This window comes from Streptomyces sp. NBC_00996 (genome assembly GCF_045162675.1).
GTDB lineage: Bacteria > Actinomycetota > Actinomycetes > Streptomycetales > Streptomycetaceae > Streptomyces.
The window spans coordinates 1,358,350-1,380,557 of sequence record NZ_CP108723.1; the positions used below are offsets into that span (position 1 = coordinate 1,358,350).

At 71.1% G+C, this 22,208-nt stretch carries 9 protein-coding genes; 1 reads left to right on the forward strand and 8 read right to left on the reverse strand.

Annotation, left to right across the window (positions count from 1 at the left end):
• Positions 1 to 23: 23 nt before the first annotated feature.
• Positions 24 to 182, forward strand: a complete 159-nt coding sequence (locus OG390_RS06690; RefSeq protein ID WP_406165807.1) for a hypothetical protein — start codon at positions 24 to 26, stop codon at positions 180 to 182.
• Positions 183 to 282: 100 nt separating this feature from the next.
• On the opposite strand, the gene OG390_RS06695 is transcribed toward OG390_RS06690, so the two are convergent.
• The 8 genes from OG390_RS06695 to OG390_RS06730 form a co-directional block, all read right to left on the reverse strand.
• Positions 283 to 2,133, reverse strand: a complete 1,851-nt coding sequence (locus OG390_RS06695; protein WP_406165809.1) for a BTAD domain-containing putative transcriptional regulator — start codon at positions 2,131 to 2,133, stop codon at positions 283 to 285.
• A 109-nt stretch (positions 2,134 to 2,242) separates the two neighbouring features.
• Positions 2,243 to 5,110: a non-ribosomal peptide synthetase gene (locus tag OG390_RS06700; RefSeq protein WP_406165811.1), complete on the reverse strand. Its 2,868-nt coding sequence runs from the start codon at positions 5,108 to 5,110 to the stop codon at positions 2,243 to 2,245.
• A complete protein-coding gene (locus OG390_RS06705; RefSeq protein ID WP_406165812.1) occupies positions 5,107 to 16,038 on the reverse strand; it encodes an amino acid adenylation domain-containing protein in 10,932 nt (3,643 codons plus the stop codon). The genes OG390_RS06700 and OG390_RS06705 overlap by 4 nt, the downstream gene beginning before the upstream one ends.
• Positions 16,039 to 16,181: 143 nt before the next feature.
• Entirely contained in the window at positions 16,182 to 16,397 is a 216-nt protein-coding gene (locus OG390_RS06710) for an MbtH family NRPS accessory protein (protein WP_028805844.1), read from the reverse strand.
• A gap of 250 nt (positions 16,398 to 16,647) precedes the next feature.
• The gene (locus tag OG390_RS06715; RefSeq protein WP_406165814.1) at positions 16,648 to 19,137 is read right to left on the reverse strand and encodes an FtsX-like permease family protein; all 2,490 of its coding nucleotides are present in this window, start codon (positions 19,135 to 19,137) and stop codon (positions 16,648 to 16,650) included.
• On the reverse strand, positions 19,137 to 19,907 hold the full coding sequence (locus OG390_RS06720) for an ABC transporter ATP-binding protein (protein WP_406165816.1): 771 nt from the start codon (positions 19,905 to 19,907) through the stop codon (positions 19,137 to 19,139). The genes OG390_RS06715 and OG390_RS06720 overlap by 1 nt, the downstream gene beginning before the upstream one ends.
• Entirely contained in the window at positions 19,900 to 21,240 is a 1,341-nt protein-coding gene (locus OG390_RS06725) for an MFS transporter (protein ID WP_406165818.1), read from the reverse strand. The genes OG390_RS06720 and OG390_RS06725 overlap by 8 nt, the downstream gene beginning before the upstream one ends.
• Positions 21,237 to 22,163, reverse strand: a complete 927-nt coding sequence (locus OG390_RS06730; RefSeq protein WP_399097010.1) for an ornithine carbamoyltransferase — start codon at positions 22,161 to 22,163, stop codon at positions 21,237 to 21,239. Before OG390_RS06730 ends, OG390_RS06725 begins: the two co-directional genes overlap by 4 nt.
• Between the last annotated feature and the right edge of the window lie 45 nt (positions 22,164 to 22,208).

Here is a 22,208-nt window from a genome sequence, read left to right on the forward strand (position 1 = left end):
CGGCAAGAGACTCGGGAGTCGCAATGCAGAACATCTGGAGCACGACGGCCAGGCAGATAGTCATGGTCTGGATCATCGCGCTCTGCGCGCTCGGCGCGGCAGGTTCCCTGGCCACCGCCTCCACCGGAGCCGGTCCGGCCGGCACGACGGTCGTCGGCCCCGACGAAGAGGACTGGCACTGAGGTACCCGCCGTCGGCTGACCGGTCCGGCTCCGCTGCTGCGGAGCCGGACCTGCGTCGGCCCGATTCAGGTCGAATATCGAACCGTTGGCAACGCTGTCATCAGTGCGCGGCGGTGGACCGCTCCCGTTCGCGATGTGCACTCGCGAGGGATTCCGCGAAGAGAAGCACCAGTTCGTGGAAGCGGTACAGCGGACGGCCGAGGCGGTCGACGCCACAGATGTCGAGCAGTGCCGCGTCCACCAGGTGCTCCAGGCTCTCCTCCGCCGCGGACTCGGGCTCGGCGAGATGCCGGGCAGCCCGCTGAGCGGGGAACGGCTCCGTGCCGATCCCCGCCAGGCGGACGAGCGTACGCCCGGCCTGTCTGGGCAGCTGCCGCAGCGACGGGAGCAACGCCCGACGCAACTCCAGCCCTCCGTAGGAGAGCTCACGCAACCGGTGCTCGGGGTCGGCGAGCCGGGACGCCAGCCAGGAGACCGGCCAGTGCGAGCGCGCGGCCAGTCGGCTGCCCGCGATGCGCACCGCGAGCGGCAGCCCTCCGCAGTGGGCGAGTACCTCGTTCGTGGCGTCGGGCTCGGCGAGCAGCCGCCGGCGCCCGACTCCGGCCGCCAGCAACTCGTACGAGTTCTCCCGCTCGAACGGGGTGAGGACGGTGGTCCGCGCCTGGGCCACCCGGGTCAGCCTCGCCCGTCCGGTGATGAGGACGGCGGCAGCGGCGGATCCCGGCAGCAGCAGGTCCAGCTCGCGGCTGTCGACGGCACCGTCGAGGACCACGAGCAGCCGCCTGCCCGCCGTGCGGGTGCGGTAGCGGCGGATCAGTTCGTCGAGGTCGGCGGTGCGCCCCGTGCCGTCCACCGGTGCGCCCAGGGCGCGCAGCAGTACCGTCAGGACCTCGCCCAGCTTCTTGGGGCGGCCGTCCGGGTGGGCCAGTTCGGCGAAGAGCTGGCCGTCGGGGAAGTGCGCGGCACTGCGGTGCGCGGCCCGTACCGCGAGGGCGGTCTTGCCGACTCCCGCCATACCGGTCACCAGCAGGGCGCGCGGCCCACCGCCCTTGCGTGATTCGGCCAACTGCCCGCACAGCGCGGCCAGTTCCTCCTCGCGCCCGATGAAGTCCTCGATGTCCGGAGGCAGCGTCGCCGGACGCGGCTCGTAGGGGTCGCGCGGATCGCCGTCGCCGTACGACGCGGAGACCACCGTACGGACCGGGGCTCCCTTCTTGGCGCCGAGGCTACCCACGAGGACGGCCTGGTAGGTGGCGCCGAGGGCTTCGCCGGGCTCGATGCCCAGCTGCTCGTCGAGCACTTTGCGTCCCTCGTGATACGTGTGCAGCGCGTCGGCCTGCTGGCCGCAGCGGTAGAAGGCCGTCATGAGCTGGGCGCGCAGCTTCTCGCGCAGCGGGAACTCGGCTACCAGACCGGTCAGTTCGGCGGTCAGCTGCTCGTGCCGGCCCAGCTCGAGATCTGCCTCCACCCGGCTTTCCAGGGCGTGCAGCCGCAGCTCTTCGAGGCGGGCCAGCTCGGCGCCCGCCAGATACTCCGTCACATTGCCGAGCGCGGCGCCCCGCCACAGGCCGAGCGCCCGGCTGAGCAGGCTGCTGGCCTCCAGGTGGCGCCCGCGGCCCAGCGCCGTGCGCCCCTCGCGGTCCAGCTGCTCGAACTCCAGGAGGTCGACCGTGCTGTGCGGCGCCCGCAGGACGTAACCCGGCGGGCGCCGGTCGATCTCGACTTCGTCGCCCAGCAGTTTGCGCAGGCGTGACATGTAGGTGTAGATCTGCGCTCCGGCCGTGGCGGGCGGCTCCCACCCCCACAGCATGGAGCTCAATCGTTCGTCGGACACGACGCGCCCGCGAGCGAGCAACAGGCTCGCGAGGACCGTGTGCACCTTGGATCCGGACAGTGCGATTCTTTCGCCACCCTTGCGGGCTTCCACCGGGCCGAGGACTTGGAAGTCCATTCGGCACCCCCCGTTCTGACATCTGCGGAACTTGGCTCGGTGGAGAAACTATGAAGGACCGTTATTCCTGCGTTATCCGTTGCCTTCTTTGGCCGGTCGGTGCCTTGCGCTAGGCGGAAATGATCCTTCCGAGCGCTGCGGCGACGGCCCGGTGGAGCTCCTTGCCGTTGTCCGAATTCGTCATCACCACACAACCAGTGCCCGACCGGAGCCGCACCGAGGTGAGGGCGCGGAAGCCGGCGGTCTGTCCGCCGTGGCCGAACTCGGGCTCCCCCGGCGTGCCGTCCACCACCGTGCCCAGACCGTAGAAACTGCCGGGAAACGCTTCCGTGAGCATGACGCCCGCAAGCCGCGCGGACAACAGTTCGGACAGGCCCTGGTGGGCGCGGCGCAGCGCCCCGGCGAAGACGGCCAGGTCGGCGGGCGTGGACCACAGACCGCTGCCCGCCCGCACCGGACGTACCCGGTGGCCGCCGGACAGTTCGCGTCCGTGCTGGTCGTGTCCGGCGGCGGCGTCGGGTGCGCCGGGTGCCCCGAAGCCGCTGTCCCGCATGCCCAGCGGCTCGAACACCAGCTCCTGGACGGCCTTATCGAAGTCCTGCCCCGTGAGGTCGGTCAGGAGCTGTTCCACGACCGCCCACTGGGCGCCGTCCTTGCGGAAGAGGGAACCCGGCTCGTGTTCCGCCCGGATCTCGTCCAGGATGCCGGAGAGGTCCGGCATGGCCTCGTGGGGATGCCACCAGGTGGCCTGAGCGCCCGCGAGACCCGAGGTGTTGGTCAGGCACTGGCGCAGCGTGACGGGCCGTCCGCCGGCCGCCCTGGGCAGCGTACGGCCGATGAGGAGGCCGTCCAGGTCCGCGTCGAGGTCGAGGACGCCGCGGTCGACGAGCCGCAGCGCGGCGTACGCCGTGAGGTGCTTGCTGATCGAGCCTGCCTGGAACCGGGTGCGCAGGGTCACCGGCGCGCCCGTCTCGGCGGCGCGGACGCCGTGGGCGTGCACGCCGACGGGTTCGCCGTCCCGCAGGAGGGCGATGGCCGCGCCCGGAATCCGGTGCTCCGCCATGACCCGGTCGATTTCGGCCGGGGAGAGGGGGTCGGTGGCGACTGTTGTCATCGTCGTCGTCTTTCCCGTGGGTGTGGTCGTTCCCGTTGCGTCGAGGGCCCTCGCGAGGTCTTCGATCGTGCCGTTGTCCAGGAGCATGCGCAGGGTGATGCCAAGGCCCGCGCGGCGAGCCGCCGCGAGGACGTGGACGATCCGCATGGAGTCGGCCCCGAGATCGGCCAGCCGGTCCCGGACGCCCACGTCCGGGACGCCCAGCACCTCGGTACAGACGTCCGCAAGGAGCTGTTCGGTCGGTGTGCGGGGCGCCACATACGCCCGGTCGGCGATCAACGCGGACCGGCCGGGGGCGGGGAGGGCCTTGCGGTCGATCTTTCCGGCCGCGCTGAGCGGCAGTTCGTCGAGCAGGACGAAGGCGGCGGGCACCATGTACGCGGGCAGTTCCGCCGCGAGGCCGGCGCGCAACGCCTCCTGGTCCGGGCCCGAAGCGCGGTCCGCCGCGACGTACGCGGCGAGCCACTTCTCCCCTCCGGCGTCCTCGAGGACCACGACGACGGCGTCCCGCACCCCCTCCCGGCTCAGCAACCGCTCCTCGATCTCGCCGAGTTCGATGCGATAACCGCGGATCTTGACCTGGTGGTCCTCGCGGCCCAGGTACTCCAGTTCACCGTCCGCGCGGTATCGGGCGAGGTCGCCGGTCCGGTACATGCGAGAGCCGGGCGCCCCGCCGAACGGCTCGGGCAGGAACCGATCCGCCGTGAGCGCGGGGCGCCCCACATAGCCGCGGGCCACACCGGCGCCGCCCAGATACAGTTCGCCGACCACACCCACGGGGACGGGCTGCAGCGCAGGATCGAGCACATAGGCCCGCAGGTTGTGGATCGGCCGACCGATCGGCACGGTCTCCACGTCGGCCTCGACCTCCCAGCCGGTGGCCCAGATGGTCGTCTCCGTCGGCCCGTACAGGTCGACGAGCCGGTCCACGTGTCCGTGCAACTCCCGGGCGAGGGGCGGCGGACAGGCCTCGCCGGTCGTGATCGCGGTGACCGGGCGATGCTCGAACCCCGCCGCCCGCAGCAGCTTCCACCCGGCCGGGGTGGCCTGGACATGGGTGACGCCACGGCCGTCGATCAGCCCCAGCAGGGCCCCGGAATCACCCGTCTCCTCGTCACCGGCGAGCACGATCCTGCCACCGGTGACCAGCGGCAGGTACAGCTCTGCGGCGGAGATGTCGAACGACAGCGAGGTGGCCGCCAGCCAGATGTGTTCGGGCCCGGCCCCGAACCGCTCCCGCATCGAGAACAGCAGGTTCAGCAGCGAGCGGTGCGCGATCTGCACACCCTTGGGGCGGCCGGTGGAGCCGGAGGTGAAGAGGGTGTACGCGAGACTGTGCTGCAGCCCGTCCGGCGCACCGAGGTCCGGCACGGAGTCGGGCTGCCGAGCGATCGCGTCCCGCTCGCGTTCCACGTCGAGGAGTACGCCGTCGTAGTCGCCCTGGCCTTGCCCACGCGGACGCTCGCAGTCGGCACCACCCCCTGTCCGGTGCGCCAGCTCCGTCTCCGTCACCACCAGCCGGGCGCCCGCCGTGCTCAGCATGTAGCCGAGCCGTTCGCGTGGCAGCGCCGGGTCCAGGGGAAGGTGGGAGCCGCCGGCCTTCCAGATGCCGAGCAGCACAGGCAGCAGGCCGCGGCGGCGGCGCAGCAGCACGCCGACCACCGACTCGGGTCCGACGCCCGCGGCGCGCAGCCGGTGCGCGACGCGGTTGGCCTGCCGGTCGAGTTCGCCGTACGTCAGTGACCCGTCCACCGCCTCGACGGCCACGGCGTCCGGGCGGGCGGCAGCGGTGTCCGCGAACACCTCGTGGACGCGGCGCGGTCCTTGTCGGGGTCGGCTCGTTCCCGGTCGGGGATTGCTCATTCCCACTCCACCTCGGTGTCGTTCCAGTCCTGGAGGATCTGCGTGCGCTCCGCCTCCGGGACGACCGTCGCCTGCGCGTCGCCGTCCGGGCCCGCGGCCATGGCTTCCAGCACGGCCCGGTACAGTCCGGCGAGCCGCTCGGCGTTGGCCCGGCTCAGTCCGGTGCTGATCGCGCGCAGGACGAGCCGTCCCGGCACATTCGCGAGGGACAGCGTGAACTCGTTCGAGCTGTCGCCCGCCCCGGCCTGTACGTCGACCGTGCCGGTGTCGACCTGGTGGAAGTCCTGGTAGCGGAACATGACGTCGAACAGCCGGCGGCCGCCCGCGAGCCGCTGCACGGCGGGCAGCGGATGGCGCCGGTGCCCGTACACCTCTGCCTCGCGGTCGAAGACCTGTCGGACGAGCTCGCCCCAGGTGCGGGCGCCCCGCCGATGGGCGAACGGCAGCGTGTTGAGGTACATGCCGTACACCCGCTCGACGCCCGGCACCTCGGGCCGCGCGCTGTACAACACGCCCGTGTGGAAGGCCTCTTCATGGGTGAGGGTGCTCAGCACCTTCAGATGCGCGGCCAGCAGCACCGCCTTGAAGGAGGTTCCGGTCTCGGCGGCCAGTGCCCGCAGCGCGGGTTCGATGTCGCGGAACTCCACCGACAGCTTGAAGTCCTCACGGGGTGATCCCGGCCCGGTGCCCCAGTCCGACGGCAGGCCCCAGGGAGCATGTTGCTCGACGATCCGCCGCCAGTACGCGCGGTCCTTCTCGGAGTCGAGCGAGACGAGTTCGGCCGCGATGAAGTCCGCGTATCGCACGGGCGCGGACTCCGGCGTCTCGGGCTCCTCCCCCGCCGCCCAGGCGTGGTAGAGCCCCAGCACCTCCATCAGCAGGGACTGCTGGCTCCAGCCCTCGGTGATGGCGTGGCAGTGCGTGAATCCGAGGTGCCAGGCCTCGTCCGACTCGACGAGCGCGGAGATCCGCAGCAGCGGTGCCTGCTGGAGATCGAACAGGTCGCCGCGCTCGCGTGCGATGTGGGCCCGTCGCGCCTCCTCGAACTCCTCGGCGGAGCTGCCCCGCAGATCCCGTACGACGACAGGGGCGTCGGCCGTCGCATGCACGAGCTGCAGCGGCACCTCGAAGTCCTCCAGCTCGATGGAGGTACGCAGCATCTCGTGTCGCTCCACGACCGTGCGCGCGGCACGCGCCAACGCGTCCTGGTCGAAGGGCCGGCCGTCCTTGATCCGGAACGTCGACGTGTTGTGGTACTTGTTCAGGCCGTCATCGGCCAGCATTTCGAGCACCATGCCGAGCTGGACCTGCGAGAGGGGGTACGCGTCGACGACGTCCTCGGGCAGCGAGTCCCTGACATGTGCCGAGACCAGCGCGAAGGGTGCCACGGCCGTAGGTACCGACCGGTCCACCTCGTCCGTGCCGCCGTCGGTGCCGAGCGCTGTCGCGAGTCCTGCCACGGTCCGGTGACGGAACACATCACTGACCGCTGCCTCGAAGCCTTCGGCGCGCAGGGCACCGACCAGGGCGATCGCCTTGATGGAGTGCCCGCCGAGATCGAAGAAGTTGTCCTCGACGCCGACCTTGTCCAGGCCCAGCACCCGGCCCCAGATCCCGGCGATGCTCTCCTCCACCTCGGAGCGGGGTGCGATGTATGTGTCCGCAGTCGTGGCCTCCGCGTCCGGCAGGGCACGCCGGTCCAGCTTGCCGTTCGCCGTCAGCGGGATCCTGTCCAGCTCGATGAAGAGGGAAGGGACCATGTACTCGGGAAGCGTGCCGCTCAGCCACTCCCCCAGGGCGTCCGGGTCGCCGCCGACGACGTAGGCGACCAGGCGCTGGTCGTCGGTGACGGTCACAGCCGCGTCGGCGACCTTCGGGTGGGCGATCAACGCGGCCCGGATCTCCCCGAGTTCGATGCGGTAGCCGCGCACCTTCACCTGGTCGTCGATACGGCCCAGGAACTCCACGGCGCCGTCGGCGCGCCAGCGCACCAGGTCACCGGTCCGATACATCCGCGACCCCGGCTCACCGTACGGATCCGGCAGGAACCGCTGCGCCGTACGCACCGCATCCCCGACATAGCCGCGCGCAACACCAGCGCCACCGACATACAACTCCCCCACCACACCCACCGGAACAGGCTGCCGGCGGGCATCCAGAACACGCATCGTCATGTTCGGCAGCGGACGCCCGATGGGAACCACACCCTCGTGCGCCTCCGCGACCGGGAAGACACAGGTACCGACGGTCGCCTCGGTCGGCCCGTACTCGTTCAGGAGCCGCCCATCGCCAAGGAGTCGACGCCAGCGCTCCACGAGCGCACCGGGCAGAGCCTCACCCGCCACCACGATCCGTGTCGTGAGCCCACGGACCTGATCGTCACTCAACTGACCGCCGATCACCTCAAGATGACCAGGCGTCAACTTCAGGAAGGAGAACGGGCCCGCCTCCGCCAGCTCCCGGCCGAGCTCCGTCAACTCACCGTCGAACAGCCACACCCGCTGCCCGGCCACCAACGGCGCCCACACATTCGGCACCACCAGGTCGAACGCCACCGACGAGAACACCGGCGCACCACCCGAGCCGCACGAAGCCAACTCCCGCACCGCCCAGTCCACATGATTCACAAGACTGCGATGCGTGACCTGCACACCCTTCGGCCGGCCCGTCGACCCCGACGTGAAGATCGTGTACGCCAGCGAATCCAGATCCACCGACGGCAACCACCCCGCCTCGGGGTGATCCTCATCCACCCGCACAACATCCACCGCGAACCGGTCGGCATAGACCCCGGACGTCACCGCCACCGACACCCCGGCATCCGCCAGCATTCCAGCCACACGATCGACCGGCAGCACCGGGTCAAGCGGCACAAACCCCGCACCCGCCCGCCACACCGCCAGCAACGCCACCACCAGATCCACCGAACGATCCAGCAACACCGCCACCGACGACTCAGCACCCACCCCACGGGAACGCAGCACCCCCGCCAGACGATTCGCCCGCGCGTCCAGCTCACCGAACGTCAGACGCAGCCCCTTCGCCTCCACCGCCACCGCACCCGACGACTCGGCCGCCCGCTCAGCGATCAGCTCGGAGACCGACACCCCACGCACGGAAGCGGCCGTGTCGTTCCAGGACGACAGCACCAACTCCCGTTCGCCACCCGGCAGGACGACCTGCTCGGCGTCGCCGTCCACGTCCGCGGCCATGGATTCGAGGACCGAGCGGTACATCGACGCCAGCCGGTCGACGGCGGCCGGGGTGAGGCGGCGGGGATCGGCCGTGAGGAGCAGACCACTCGCACGGGCCGCTATGGCAAGGCCGAATTCCGTCGCGCCCTCGCCCATGCCGGAGTCCGCGTCGACGATGTCGGACTCGGCCTGGGCGTCCTTGAGATCGAGATAGCTGAAGCGGACGTCCAGCAGGCGGGATCCGTCGGCCAGTTCGCGCTGCATCACGGGCATCGGGAAGCGACGGTGGGGCCAGAGGGCCGCCTCCTGGTCGTAGACCTGACGGACGAGTTCGCGCCAGGTGCGCGCGCCGCTCCGGAAGGCGAACGGCACGGTGTTGAGGTACATGCCGTAGACGCGCTCCGCGCCCAGGATTTCCGGGCGACCGCTGCAGACGAGTCCGGTGTGGAAGGCCTCCTCCGGGGTGAGCAGGCTCATCACCTTCAGGTGGGCGGCGTGCAGCACGGCCTTCAGCGAGGTGCCGGTGTCACTCGCGGCGGCGCGCAACGCCGGCGCGAGGTCGGCGAGCGGGACGCGGACGGTGTGCGCAGGACGGGGCGTCTCGTCACCGCCCCAGCCCGAGGGCAGTTCGAACTTGGCGTGGCGCTCGATGACACCACGCCAGTAGCCGCGGTCCTCGTCCGACTCCAAGGAGGCCCGCTCGGCCGCCACGAAGTCCGCGTACCGCACGGCGGGCGCCTCCGGCGCGGGCAGCGACTCGCCGCCGCGCACCCGCAGGTAGCCCTCCACGATCTCGCTGAGCAGCGAACGGTGGCTCCACCCTTCGGTGATGGGGTGGCAGACGCTGACCGACAGCCACCAGGCCTCGTCCGACTCCACGAGTGCCGAAACCCTCAGCAGAGGCGGGCGCTCCAGGTCGAAGGTGGCGGCGCGCTCCCCGACCACGTGCTCGCGACGAGCTGCCGCCTGGCTCTCCTCGTCCTGCCCGCGCAGATCGTGCACGGTGACCGGAATCTCCGCGCTCGGGTGGATGAGCTGCAGCGGTACGGAGTAGCCCTCCAGCGCGAACGACGCGCGCAGCATCTCGTGCCGTTCCACCAGCGCCCTCGCCGCCTGTTCCAGCGCACCGGCATCGAAGGCCCGGCCGTCCCTGATCCGGAACGTGGTGGTGTTGTGGTACTTGTTCAGGCCGTCGTCGGCCAGCATCTCCACCAGCATGCCGAGCTGCACCTGGGCCAGCGGGAAGGCGTCGGCCAGCCCCTCGGGCAGCTTGGCCCTGTCCTCCTCCGGGATCAGGCCGAAGGGTGCCACGACAGCGGGCTCCGCCGCGGGCGTACCGGCACTGGCGCTCAGCGCTGTCGCGAGTCCTGCCACGGTCCGGTGACGGAACACATCACTGACCGCTGCCTCGAAGCCTTCGGCGCGCAGGGCACCGACCAGGGCGATCGCCTTGATGGAGTGCCCGCCGAGATCGAAGAAGTTGTCCTCGACGCCGACCTTGTCCAGGCCCAGCACCCGGCCCCAGATCCCGGCGATGCTCTCCTCCACCTCGGAGCGGGGTGCGATGTATGTGTCCGCAGTCGTGGCCTCCGCGTCCGGCAGGGCACGCCGGTCCAGCTTGCCGTTCGCCGTCAGCGGGATCCTGTCCAGCTCGATGAAGAGGGAAGGGACCATGTACTCGGGAAGCGTGCCGCTCAGCCACTCCCCCAGGGCGTCCGGGTCGCCGCCGACGACGTAGGCGACCAGGCGCTGGTCGTCGGTGACGGTCACAGCCGCGTCGGCGACCTTCGGGTGGGCGATCAACGCGGCCCGGATCTCCCCGAGTTCGATGCGGTAGCCGCGCACCTTCACCTGGTCGTCGATACGGCCCAGGAACTCCACGGCGCCGTCGGCGCGCCAGCGCACCAGGTCACCGGTCCGATACATCCGCGACCCCGGCTCACCGTACGGATCCGGCAGGAACCGCTGCGCCGTACGCACCGCATCCCCGACATAGCCGCGCGCAACACCAGCGCCACCGACATACAACTCCCCCACCACACCCACCGGAACAGGCTGCCGGCGGGCATCCAGAACACGCATCGTCATGTTCGGCAGCGGACGCCCGATGGGAACCACACCCTCGTGCGCCTCCGCGACCGGGAAGACACAGGTACCGACGGTCGCCTCGGTCGGCCCGTACTCGTTCAGGAGCCGCCCATCGCCAAGGAGTCGACGCCAGCGCTCCACGAGCGCACCGGGCAGAGCCTCACCCGCCACCACGATCCGTGTCGTGAGCCCACGGACCTGATCGTCACTCAACTGACCGCCGATCACCTCAAGATGACCAGGCGTCAACTTCAGGAAGGAGAACGGGCCCGCCTCCGCCAGCTCCCGGCCGAGCTCCGTCAACTCACCGTCGAACAGCCACACCCGCTGCCCGGCCACCAACGGCGCCCACACATTCGGCACCACCAGGTCGAACGCCACCGACGAGAACACCGGCGCACCACCCGAGCCGCACGAAGCCAACTCCCGTACCGCCCAGTCCACATGATTCACAAGACTGCGATGCGTGACCTGCACACCCTTCGGCCGGCCCGTCGACCCCGACGTGAAGATCGTGTACGCCAGCGAATCCAGATCCACCGACGGCAACCACCCCGCCTCGGGGTGATCCTCATCCACCCGCACAACATCCACCGCGAACCGGTCGGCATAGACCCCGGACGTCACCGCCACCGACACCCCGGCATCCGCCAGCATTCCAGCCACACGATCGACCGGCAGCACCGGGTCAAGCGGCACAAACCCCGCACCCGCCCGCCACACCGCCAGCAACGCCACCACCAGATCCACCGAACGATCCAGCAACACCGCCACCGACGACTCAGCACCCACCCCACGGGAACGCAGCACCCCCGCCAGACGATTCGCCCGCGCGTCCAGCTCACCGAACGTCAGACGCAGCCCCTTCGCCTCCACCGCCACCGCACCCGGCGACTCGGCCGCCCGCTCAGCGATCAGCTCGGAGACCGACACCCCACGCACGGAAGCGGCCGTGTCGTTCCAGGACGACAGCACCAACTCCCGTTCGCCACCCGGCAGGACGACCTGCTCGGCGTCGCCGTCCACGTCCGCGGCCATGGATTCGAGGACCGAGCGGTACATCGACGCCAGCCGGTCGACGCCCGCGCGGCCGATGATGTGCCGGTTGGCGGTGATCACCATGAAGCCGGCGCGGGTCGAGACGCCGAGCGGGAACTCGGTGGGGCTGTCGTCGATGGTCGCGGCGTAGTCGATCAGGTCCTGGTCGACCTGGCGGAAGTTCTGGTAGCTGAAGCGGACGTCCACGAGGCGTTCGCCGGCGCCGAATTCGCGTTGCATGGCGCCGAGCGGGTAGCGGCGGTGCGGCCAGACCTCGATCTCCTGGTCGAAGACCTGGCGGACGAGTTCGCGCCAGGTGCGGGCCCCGCGCCGGAAGGCGAAGGGCAGGGGGTTGAGGTAGACGCCGTGGACGCGTTCGGCGCCGACGGCCTCCGGGCGGGCGTTGGTGACCAGGCCGGTGCGGAACGTCTCCTCGGGGGTGAGCCGGCTCATCACCTTCAGGTGGGCGGCGTGCAGCACGCTCTTGATGGGGACCTGGGCCTCGCTCGCCAGGGCACGCAGCCCGGATTCGAGGTCGTGGTAGGGGACCCAGGCGCGGTGCAGGCCGCGAGGTGTGGTGAGCGGGTCGTCGCCCCATCCGGCGGGCGGCACGAACTTGGGGTGGTTCTCGACGATCCCGCGCCAGTAGTCGCGGTCCTCGTCCGAGTCGAGGGAGTTCAGCTCGGCTGCCACGAAGTCCGCGTAGCGCACGGCGGCGGGCTCGGGCTCCAGGAGTGGCTGCCGGTCACGCAAGGCCCGGTAGGTGGTGACGAGTTCCATCAGGAGGGAGTGATGGCTCCAGCCCTCCAGGACCGCGTGGCACTCGGTGAGGGTGAGCCACCAGCTGCCGTCGTCGCGGGTGTGCGCGGTGAAGCGGATCAGCGGGGGCCGGGTGAGGTCGAAGAGTTCGGCGCGTTCCTCGGTCATGAAGGCGCGCAGGGACTGCTCGGCCGCTTCGGCGTCGAGTGCGGTCAGGTCTCGTGTGCGGACGGGTGAGTCGACCCGAGACGGGTCGTGGACCAACTGCAGCGGCACCGAGAACCCGTCCAGCGCGAACGAGGTGCGCAGGATCTCGTGGCGGCCGATGACGACCTGTACGGCCTGCTGGAGCGCCTCGGCGTCGAAGGGGTTCTCGTCGAGGATCCGGAAGCAGGTCGAGTTGTGGTAATGGTTGCGGCCGTCGTCGGCGAGCATCTCCACGACCATGCCGAGCTGCACCTGGGCGAGCGGATAGGCGTCGACGACGCCCTTCGGCAGGCGCGCGCGGTCCTCGTCCACGAGGAGGGCGAAGGGGGCGACGCCCGGTTCCGGGCGGGCGGGCGCTGGGCGTCCGGTGAGGAACTCGACGAGCTCGGCCGGGGTGCGGTGCGCGAACACGTCGCGGACGGTCACGTCGTACTCGGCGTCGCGCAGCGCGGCGGCCAGGGAGACGGCGCGGAGCGAGTCGCCGCCCAGGTCGAAGAAGCTGTCCGTGACGCCGACCCGGTCGACGCCGAGGACCTCGCGCCAGACCTCGGTCATCCGTTCCTCGGCGGCGGTGCGCGGGGCGACATGGGCCCGTCCGACGGCGAGCGCACCCCGGTCGGGCGCGGGCAGCGCGGCCTGGTCGAGCTTGCCGTTGACGGTGAGCGGGATCCTGCCGAGGGCCAGGAACGCGGTGGGGATCATGTAGGCGGGCAGCGTGCGGCCCAGCAGGGCGCGCAGTTCGCTGGGGGCCACCACGGCCTCGCCCGCGAGCACGACATAGGCGACGAGCCGCTTGTCCCCGGGGGTGTCCTCACGGGCGACGACGACCGCGTCGCGCACCAGGGGGTGGGCCGTCAACGCGGCCTTGATCTCCCCGAGTTCGATGCGATGTCCGCGGATCTTGACCTGGTGGTCGATGCGGCCGAGGTAGTCCAGACCGCCGTCGGGGCGCCGGCGTGCGAGGTCACCGCTTCGGTAGAGACGGGAGCCGGGCGGGCCGTACGGGTCGGGTAGGAAGCGCTCGGCGGTGAGCCGTGGGCGGCCCAGGTACATGCGGGCGACACCGGGGCCGCCGACATGGATCTCTCCGGGGACGCCGATGGGCACCAATTCGCCGTGGTCGCCGAGCAACTGCACCTGGAGGTCGTGCAGCGGTACGCCGACGTCATTGCCGTGGTCGGCGGCGAGGTCGGCCTCGGTGACCGGGTGGTAGGTGGTGTGCACGGTGGTCTCGGTGATGCCGTACATGTTGACCAGCGCCGTACGGTCGAGGCCACGGCGTGCGACCCACGGGCGCAGGGCCGGCATGTCCAGGCGTTCGCCGCCGAACGTGACGACGCGCAGAGCGAGTTCGTCGACCAGCGCGTGAGCGTCGGCGGCGAGGGCGACCAGGCCGCGGAAGCCGGACGGGGTCTGGTTGAGGACGGTCACCCGCTCGTCGGCGAGCAGGCGCAGGAAGTCCTCCGGGGAGCGGGCGATGTCCGCGGGTACGACGACCAGGCGGCCTCCGTACAGCAGGGCGCCCCACAGCTCCCAGACCGACATGTCGAACGCGTACGAGTGGAAGAGCGGCCAGACGTCGTGCTCGTCGAAGCCGTAGTGCTCCTCGGTGACGGTGAACAGGCGCAGTACGTTCGCGTGGGTGAGTCCGACGCCCTTGGGGCGGCCGGTGGAGCCCGAGGTGTAAATGGTGTAGATCAGGTCGTCGGGGCGGACACCGGAGGCGGGTGCGGTGGTGGGCGCGGCGGCCAGGGCCGCGGTGTCGCGCTCGCCGTCCAGATTCACCAGGCGGCCGTCGTGGGCGGCGGCGAGGTGCTCGGCGTGGGCGTCCGAGGTGACGACGATCCGGGCGCCGGCATCCTTGAGGGTGTAGGCGAGGCGCTCCGCCGGGTGTTCGGGGTCCAGCGGAAGGTAGGCCGCGCCGGACTTCAGGACGCCGATCAGGGTGGGGACGAGGTCGATGCCGCGGTCCAGGCTGACGGCGACCAACTCTCCCGGCTCCGCGCCGAGTTCGCGCAGGTGGTGGGCGAGCCGGTTGGCGCGGGTGTCGAGCTCGGAGTAGCTCAGCCGCTGTCCGCCGAGGACGACCGCCGTGGCGTCCGGGGTGGCGGCGGCCCGCTCCTCGAAGAGCTCGTGCAGGCACCGCTCGGGTGCCGGGAAGAGGCGCGGCGCGGGCGCGAGGACGGCCAGGTCGGTGTCGTCCAGCAGGTCGAGCAGCGACAGAGCGCGGTCCGGGTCGGTGGCGGCGGACTCCAGCAGGCGCACGTAGTGGCGGGCCAGCCGCTCGGCCGTGGCGCGGTCGTAGAGCGCGGTGCTGTACTCCAGCGTGCCGTGCACGGAGCCGTCCGTCCGCTCGCCCAGTTGGAGGGTGAGGTCGAAACGGGAGACGCGGGAGGTGGCGCGCAGCGGTTCGGCGGACACTCCGGGGAGACGGAAGGCCTCGGTGCGCTCCTGGTGCAGGGTGAAGGCGACCTGGCACAGCGGGGTGCGGGACATGTCGCGTTCGGGCTGGAGCTCGTCGACCAGCCGGGCGAAGGGGTACTCCTGGTGGTCGAAGGCGTCCAGGACCGTGGCGCGGGCGCCGTCGAGAAGGGCGCGGAACGAGGGGTCGCCCTGCCAGCGGCCGCGCAGCACCAGGGTGTTGATGGCGTAGCCGACGAGCTGCTCCAGCTCGGGGCGGCCACGCCCGGACACGACGGTGCCGACGGGGATGTCGGTGCGTCCGGTGTAGCGGGCCAGCAGGGCCTGGTAGCCGGTGAGCAGGGTCGTGAAGAGGGTGGCGCCGTGCGCCGAGCCGAGGCCGCGCAGCCGTTCGGTGAGCTCGGCGGGGAGGGTGACGGGCACCGCGTCGCCGGCCCAGCTGCGGCTGGCCGGGCGGGGCCGGTCGGTCGGTACCTCCAGGGGGGTGACACCCTCCAACTGTTCGCGCCAGTAGGCGAGATGGGGGTCGAGGGTGCCGTCGGCGAGGCGGGAGCGCTGCCAGGCCGCGTAGTCCGCGTACTGGAAGTCGATCGGGGGGAGCGGATCGGGCCTGCCTGCCGCGAACTCCTCGTACAGGGCGGTGAGTTCGCCGAGCAGCAGGCCGACGGACCATTCGTCGCAGGCCACGTGGTGCAATACCACGGCCAGGACGTGGTCGTCTTCCGCGAGACGGATCAGCCGGGCGCGCAGTGGCCGGCCCCGTTCCAGGTCGAAGGGGCGGCCCGGTTCGGCCTCGGCCAGACTCAGCGCCTCGCGCTCCCGCTCCGCCGCGTCGGCCAGTCCCGTCAGATCGTCGACCGGGAGGTCGAACGGGCCGGGCGGGTCGATGAGCTGGACCGGTTCCGCGCCGTCGAGACGGTAGCGGGTGCGCAGGATCTCGTGCCGGGAGTGCAGCGACTCGAAGCCGCGGCGCAGCACTTCCGCGTCGAGCGGTCCCCGCAGCCGCAGGACGACCGGAACGCTGTACTCCCAGCTGTCCGGGTCGAGGCGGCTGAGGAACCACATCTGCTGCTGGCCGTGGGAGAGGGCCAGGGGGCCGTCCCGGTCCGCCCGCCGCAGTGCGGCGCGCCGCCCCCGGCGAGCACCGGCGAGCCGGGCGCGCACCAGTTCCTCGCGCTGGTCCCCGGCTTCCTGGCCCGTACGAACTCCGCCCGTGCTCATGCTGAGCGCTCCTCCCCCACCGTGTGCTTCTTTCGGTTCTCGGCCGTGGTGCTGTGCGTGTGCGTGCGCCTCGAGGCGGACGTGTCCCGGACGCCGGCCGCTCGGGCGGACGTCTCTCGGGCGCTGCCTCAGGCGGACGCCTCTCAGGCGGTGGCCTGCTCCATGCGGCGGCGCAGGCTTGCCGGGCGCAGGTCCGTCCAGACCTCCTCGATGCGGTCCAGGCACTCCTGCCGGGTCCCCTCGGTGCCTTCCGCGTGCCAGCCCGCGGGCAGGTCCCGGTCCGCGGCCCAGATGGAGTACTGCTCCTCGTCGTTGAGCACCACCCGGTACACGCGGTCGTCGGTCTGCTCGTCAGCCATGTCTGCTCTCCCTCTCGGAGGTCTGTTCGGACAGCGGACCGGGATACGAACCCGGATCCGCCGTCAGCTTCCGGCGGGGGCCTATACCGGGCCTCTACGCGAACTGTCGTACGCATGCAGGCACGCAGGGGTGGCCCGCGGGCATGCAAAAGCGCGCGACCCGGTCCCCACGGGGGGAGGGACCAGGCCGCGCGCGGTCTTTCGGGGGAGCGTCCGCGTTATGCGCGGGCGCCCGACCAGTTGGACGATGTCATTCGCGGGCGCCCACCAGTTGGACGATCCGGGAGCGCAGCGCCGCCGAGACCGGCAGCACCGTGCCGATGACGGCGAGCACCGTGGAGACGGCGGCGATGCCGACGACCACGAGCCACGGCGCCACGATCGGTGTCGTCCCGAAGAGTTGGAGCAGCGCTGCCCACAGGGCCGCGATGTTGACGGCGGAGGCGAGCAGCGCGAGGACGACGCCGATGCCGGCCACCAGCAGCGATTCGGCGACGAAGAACCGTACGACCTGCTTTGGGGTGGCCCCCGCGAGGCGGAGCACCGCCAGGTCGCGACGCCGGTCGGAGGTCGCCATGAGCAGGGTGTTGAGGATCGCGATGAAGCAGAACAGCACGACGATCACGGCTGTCGAGCGCTGCCGCACCTCGATCAGGTGGCGGGCGTACGCGCTCTCCGAGGCGACCAGCTCGTCGCGGGTCAGGAAGCGTGCCCCCGTGCCCTGGACCGCCTTCGTGATGGCCGCGGTGGCGGCTGCCTTGTCCGTACCGGAATCGAGGGTGATGTACGCGCGGCGGGCCAGTCCGTCGCGGGCGTAGGCGGCGGACGGGGCGAACCGTTCCGGGAGGTACGCGACGTCCTCGCCGCGCATGGCCTTGTAGACCGCCGCGACCTTCAGCGTGGCCTCCTCGCCGTTGCCGAGGAGGATCTTCTGCGACGTGCCGGCGTCCCAGCCCCACAGGTCGGGGGCGGCGATGCTGTTGTCGTCGAGTTTGTCGAGGGAGCCCTGGGCGATGGTGAGGTCCATGGTCCGCTTGAGCGCGGAAGTGTCCACGATCATGCCGTCGTTCTCGTCGTAGCGATCCTCGTCACGGGTGTAGACGGTGGTGAGGAGGGGCGCCGCGATCTGTACGCCGTCGATCTTCTCGACCCGGTCGACGACTTCGGGGCTGATGCCCGGGGTGCCGTCGGGGGCGAGGGCGTACTCGGAGGCGACCTGGTTGCGCAGTCCGTGGTCGCGGGCCGCGCCGAGCGAGTCGGTGGCGGCGAGCAGCGACAGGGCGAGTCCGACGGTCAGCAGGATGGGTGCCGCGGTGGCGGCGGTACGCCTGCGTGAGGTGAGCACGCTCTCACGGACCAGCATCGCGGTGGGCCCGGCGGAGTTGCGGAAGGGCCACATCAGCAGGCGGGCCAGCGGGCCGATGGCGAGAGGCGCGATGACGGCGGCGGCCAGCACGGGGACCAGCAGTTCGGTGACGTAGGTGTTGGGCGAGAGGATCGTGGCCGGTTTGCCCACGGCGATCCACGCCGCCAGTCCCACGCCGCCGCCCACGCCGAGGGCGCCGATCAGCAGTCGGCCCGGCGTCATCCCGGAGTCGTCGACCGCGGCCTCGCGCAGCGCCTCGACGGGTCGTACCCGCCCGGCGCGGTGCGCGGCGGCTGCCGCCCCGCACAGCGCCACCAGCACTCCGACGAGGAACGCGCCGGCCAGCGGGGCGGTCACCGTCCAGTGCAGCGAGGGCCGTACACGGAACCAGGGCGGTGAGATGTCGAGGTCGATGAGCATGTCGGTGAGCAACTGCGCCCCGTACAGGCCAAGGGCCGTACCGAGCGCGGAGGCCAGCGTGCCCACGAGCAGGGCCTCGCCGCGGACCATGCGGCGGACCTGCTTGGGCGTGGCGCCGACGGTGCGCAGCAGGGCGACCTCGCGGCGGCGCTGGATGACGGCGAAGGCGAAGGTGGACGCCACGACGAAGACGGAGGTGGTGCCCGCGACGGAGGCCATCACCGGGACGAGCGTGATGGTGTTGTCGAGGGTCTCCCGGTCCTCGGCCTCGCTGGCATCGGCCTTGTGCCGGTCCTTGCCGGTGAGGACTTCGGCGTCCTTGCCGACGGCGCCGCGCACCTGGTCGATCGGGCCGAGCGCCACCAGGGCCTGGATGCGCGGGGAGATCCGGGCGGCCTCGGCGTCGCCGAAGAACACCGCGTTCTCCCAGTCGACCGGGGCGACCGTGCCGGACACCGTGTACGTGGAGACTCCGGCGGCGGTCATCACCGTGACCTTCTCGCCGGTGTGCGCCTGATCGGAGGGGACGACGATCTCCCGGTCCCCGGTGGGCTGCTGTCCACTCGTCAGCTTGTAGCCGCCGAAGCGAGCGACCGCCCAGGGATGGCCGACCTGGTTCTTCGGGCCGTCGTGGAGCTGGGCGTAGAAGGCCCGGTCGACGACGGTCTCCCCGGTGGCCGAGACCCGGTTCAGCAGGTCCTGCGTGACGCCTTCGGCCTCCGGCAGCGAGCGGACGCCGAGGTCGTGATGGGCGGGGTCCCAGTCGGGGTCGGTGGGCAGCACCACGGCCGAGGCCTGGGCGAACCGCTCGGGCGGGCGGTCGGGCAGGTCGAGCATCGTCATCAGCAGGACGCCCATGGCGGCTACCTGCGCGACGCCGAGCACGAGCGCCACAATGGTGCCGAGGAACGACACCCAGCGCGCCCGAAGTGTCTGGAGGGCGATACCGAGCACTACGACACCGCCAGATCGGTCATGCGGGCGGCGACCGCCTCGGCCGTCGGCGTGATCAGCTCGCCGACCAGCGCGCCGTCGGCGAGGAACACCACACGGTCCGCGTACGCGGCGACGTTCGGGTCGTGTGTGACCATCACGATGGTGGTGGGCTCGTCGAGCTCGGGGTCGTCGGCGCCCTGGCCGCCCGTGACCGGGCTGCCGACCAACTTGCGGAGCACCTCCAGCAGTTCGCGGCCGGTGGTGATGTCGAGTGCGCCGGTGGGCTCGTCGGCGAAGAGCACGGCGGGACGCGTGACCAGCGCGCGGGCCACCGCCACCCGCTGCTGCTGACCACCGGACAGCTGGCTGGGCCGCTTGCCGGCCTGGTCCTCGAGGCCGACCTGGGCGAGCGCCCGCAGTACGGTCTGCCGACCGGGCTTGCGGCCGGCCAGCCGCAGCGGCAGCCCGACGTTCTGTGCGGCGGTCAGGGAAGGCAGCAGGTTGAACGCCTGGAAGACGAATCCGGTGGACTCCCTGCGGAACTCCGTCAGTTGGGTCTCGTTCAGACCGCCTATGTCGGTGCCGTCGATGAACACCCGCCCGGACGTGGGCCGGTCGAGTCCGGCGGCACACTGCAGCAGCGTGGACTTGCCGGATCCCGAGGGCCCCATCACGGCCGTGAAGCTGCCGCGCGGGAAGGACAGGTCGACCTCGCGCAACGCGCTGACCGCGCCACTGCCCGAGCCATAGGTTTTGGTGAGCGACACCAGCCGCACTGCGTCATCCATCGATTCTCCGTAGCGTCATGGTGGTGGGGGGACCGGCCGTCAGCTCCTGCTGAGGTCCGGACGCCTCGTCCTGGGCGCTCCGGTCTTCGCGCTCCGCCCCGGGGCGGGTGAACACGACGGTCGCCACCACGGCGAGCAGGGCCATCACTCCGGATGCGATGGCCAGTGTCCCACGCGTACCGACACCTTCGAGGAGGTAGCCAGTGCCGAGCGCGCCGAGCGAACTCGCCCCGGAGACAAGGAGCATGACGACGCTGCCGACCCTCCCCTGCATGGCGTCCGGCGTGATGCGCACCTGATGGGACATACCGGAGACCGTAACAGCGGCTCCTATATGCGACGTTATGAAGAAGAGAATCCCAAGTGTCACGGGATGCAAGAGAAATACCGTTCCCGGCATGATCAGCGCCCAGGCGATATGCGCGTACATCATCACGCGTCGCATCGGCAGCCGCCTGCTCAGCCACCCGCCGCTGAAGGCTCCCAGAAGTCCGCCGATGCTGCCGGCCGCCATGATCAGGCCGACTGTACTCGCGGGTCTGCCCTGCTCCCTGACCATGACGGCGACGGTGAGGATGAGCCCCTGGAAGACGAGGTTACTGCCCGCGATGATGAGCAACGCCGAGCGGAAGTAGGCGCGTTGCCACACCCAGCGCAGTCCGCTGGAGATTTCCTCGCGCATTCCGCGGGCGCTCTTGGCCTTGCCCGAGCGCTTGTTGTGGGGGATCCGCAACCGGGCGAGCGTCAGCAGGGACATCAAGTACAGCCCGGTGCTGGACAGGAAGGGCACCCAGGCCGACAGGCCGAACATCACACCGCTCGCCGGATGCCCGACGAAGTTCACGGCCCGGGAGCGCGCCTCGTTCTGCGCCATCGCGGTGGACACCTGCTGGGGCGGTACGACCCCGCGCACGGCGGCCCGTTCGGAGAGCTGGTAGAACACGGTGAGGCTGCCCTGCACGAAGGCGACGATCGCGATGTGCCAGACGCGTACCTCGTCCCCGGCGAGCGAGACGGCGACCGACCCGATCGCCAGTGCCCGGCCCGCCACGCACACGAGCATCACCCGCCGTCTGTCCCAGCGGTCCACCAGCACACCGGCGGGCAACTGCATGACCAGCATCGGCAGCAGGGCGCTGAAGCCGACCAGGCCCGCGGCGCTCTTCGACCCGGTGTGCCAGAGCACCAGCAGGGTGAAGGCCATGGTGGAGGAGCGTTCCGCCATGACCGACAGCGCGGAACCGCCCCACAGCAGCCGGAACCGCCCGTTGCTGCGCAGCGGCGGCAGCTTCTCCTCGCCGCCGTCCCGCGCCTCCAGTTCCGTACCGGTCATCGTCCGTCCGCCCAGCACCACTCCAGGACCGCCATTGCGCTGTGCAGCTTGTGCGTGGCCTGCGTGAAAGCGATGCTCGCCGGCCCGTCGAGGACCTCGGCGGTGACCTCCTCGCCACGGTGGGCGGGCAGGTCGTGCAGGAAGACGGCCTTCGGGCTGGACTCCCACAGCGCCCGGGTGACCTGGAAGGGCGCGAAGACCTCGCGCCAGTCCTCGGTCGGCTTGCTGGTGCCGGTGGTCTGCCAGCGCGTGGTGTAGACGGCGTCGAGGTCGGCCGGCAGCGCGCTCATGTCGTGCCGCTCGATCACCTTCGCGCCGCTGCGGACCGCCTGCTCCGCCGCCTGAGCGAGCACCTCGGGCGCGACCCCGTAGCCGGGCGGCGTGCGCAGCTCCAGCTCGGTGCCGGGGAACCGGGTGAGGGCCAGCGCGAGAGCGGCGGCACTGTTGTTGCCTTCGCCGACGTACAGCAGCCGCAGGCCGTCCACCCGCCCGAAGTGCCGTTGCAGCGTGGTCAGATCGGTGAGCGCCTGGGTCGGATGCTCCTCGGCGCTCATCGCGTTGACCACCGACATGTCCCCGGCGGCCGCCCAGGTCCGCAGCTCCGCGGTGGCGTCGGCGGTCCGGGCCACCAGCAGGTCCAGCATTGCGGCGAGCACCCGCCCGGTGTCCTCGCTGGTCTCACCGGTGTTGGTCTGCAGATCACCGGGCCCGAACGTCACGGTCTGCGCGCCCAGGCGCAATGCCCCGGCCGTGAACGCGGTACGGGTCCGGGTCGACGTACGGCGGAAGTAGACACCGACGACGGCGCCGTCCAGTGTCTTCGCCCGCGCTCCCGAGGCGAATTCGACGCCTCTCGCCACGATGCCGCGCAGCTCGTCGTCGGTCAGGTCGGTGATGGAGATGAGGTGTCGCGCGGATCCCATGGCGATGGGGGTCCCTTCTGGTGGGGCTCTCTTGGAACGGGAGGT

Bases quoted from the DNA above. Each gene is read 5' to 3' on its own strand.
- OG390_RS06695 (WP_406165809.1), bottom strand. From the start codon at position 2,133: ATGGACTTCCAAGTCCTCGGCCCGGTGGAAGCCCGCAAGGGTGGCGAA.
- OG390_RS06700 (WP_406165811.1), bottom strand. From the start codon at position 5,110: ATGAGCAATCCCCGACCGGGAACGAGCCGACCCCGACAAGGACCGCGC.
- OG390_RS06710 (WP_028805844.1), bottom strand. From the start codon at position 16,397: ATGGCTGACGAGCAGACCGACGACCGCGTGTACCGGGTGGTGCTCAAC.
- OG390_RS06725 (WP_406165818.1), bottom strand. From the start codon at position 21,240: ATGACCGGTACGGAACTGGAGGCGCGGGACGGCGGCGAGGAGAAGCTG.
- OG390_RS06720 (WP_406165816.1), bottom strand. From the start codon at position 19,907: ATGGATGACGCAGTGCGGCTGGTGTCGCTCACCAAAACCTATGGCTCG.
- OG390_RS06690 (WP_406165807.1), top strand. From the start codon at position 24: ATGCAGAACATCTGGAGCACGACGGCCAGGCAGATAGTCATGGTCTGG.
- OG390_RS06705 (WP_406165812.1), bottom strand. From the start codon at position 16,038: ATGAGCACGGGCGGAGTTCGTACGGGCCAGGAAGCCGGGGACCAGCGC.
- OG390_RS06730 (WP_399097010.1), bottom strand. From the start codon at position 22,163: ATGGGATCCGCGCGACACCTCATCTCCATCACCGACCTGACCGACGAC.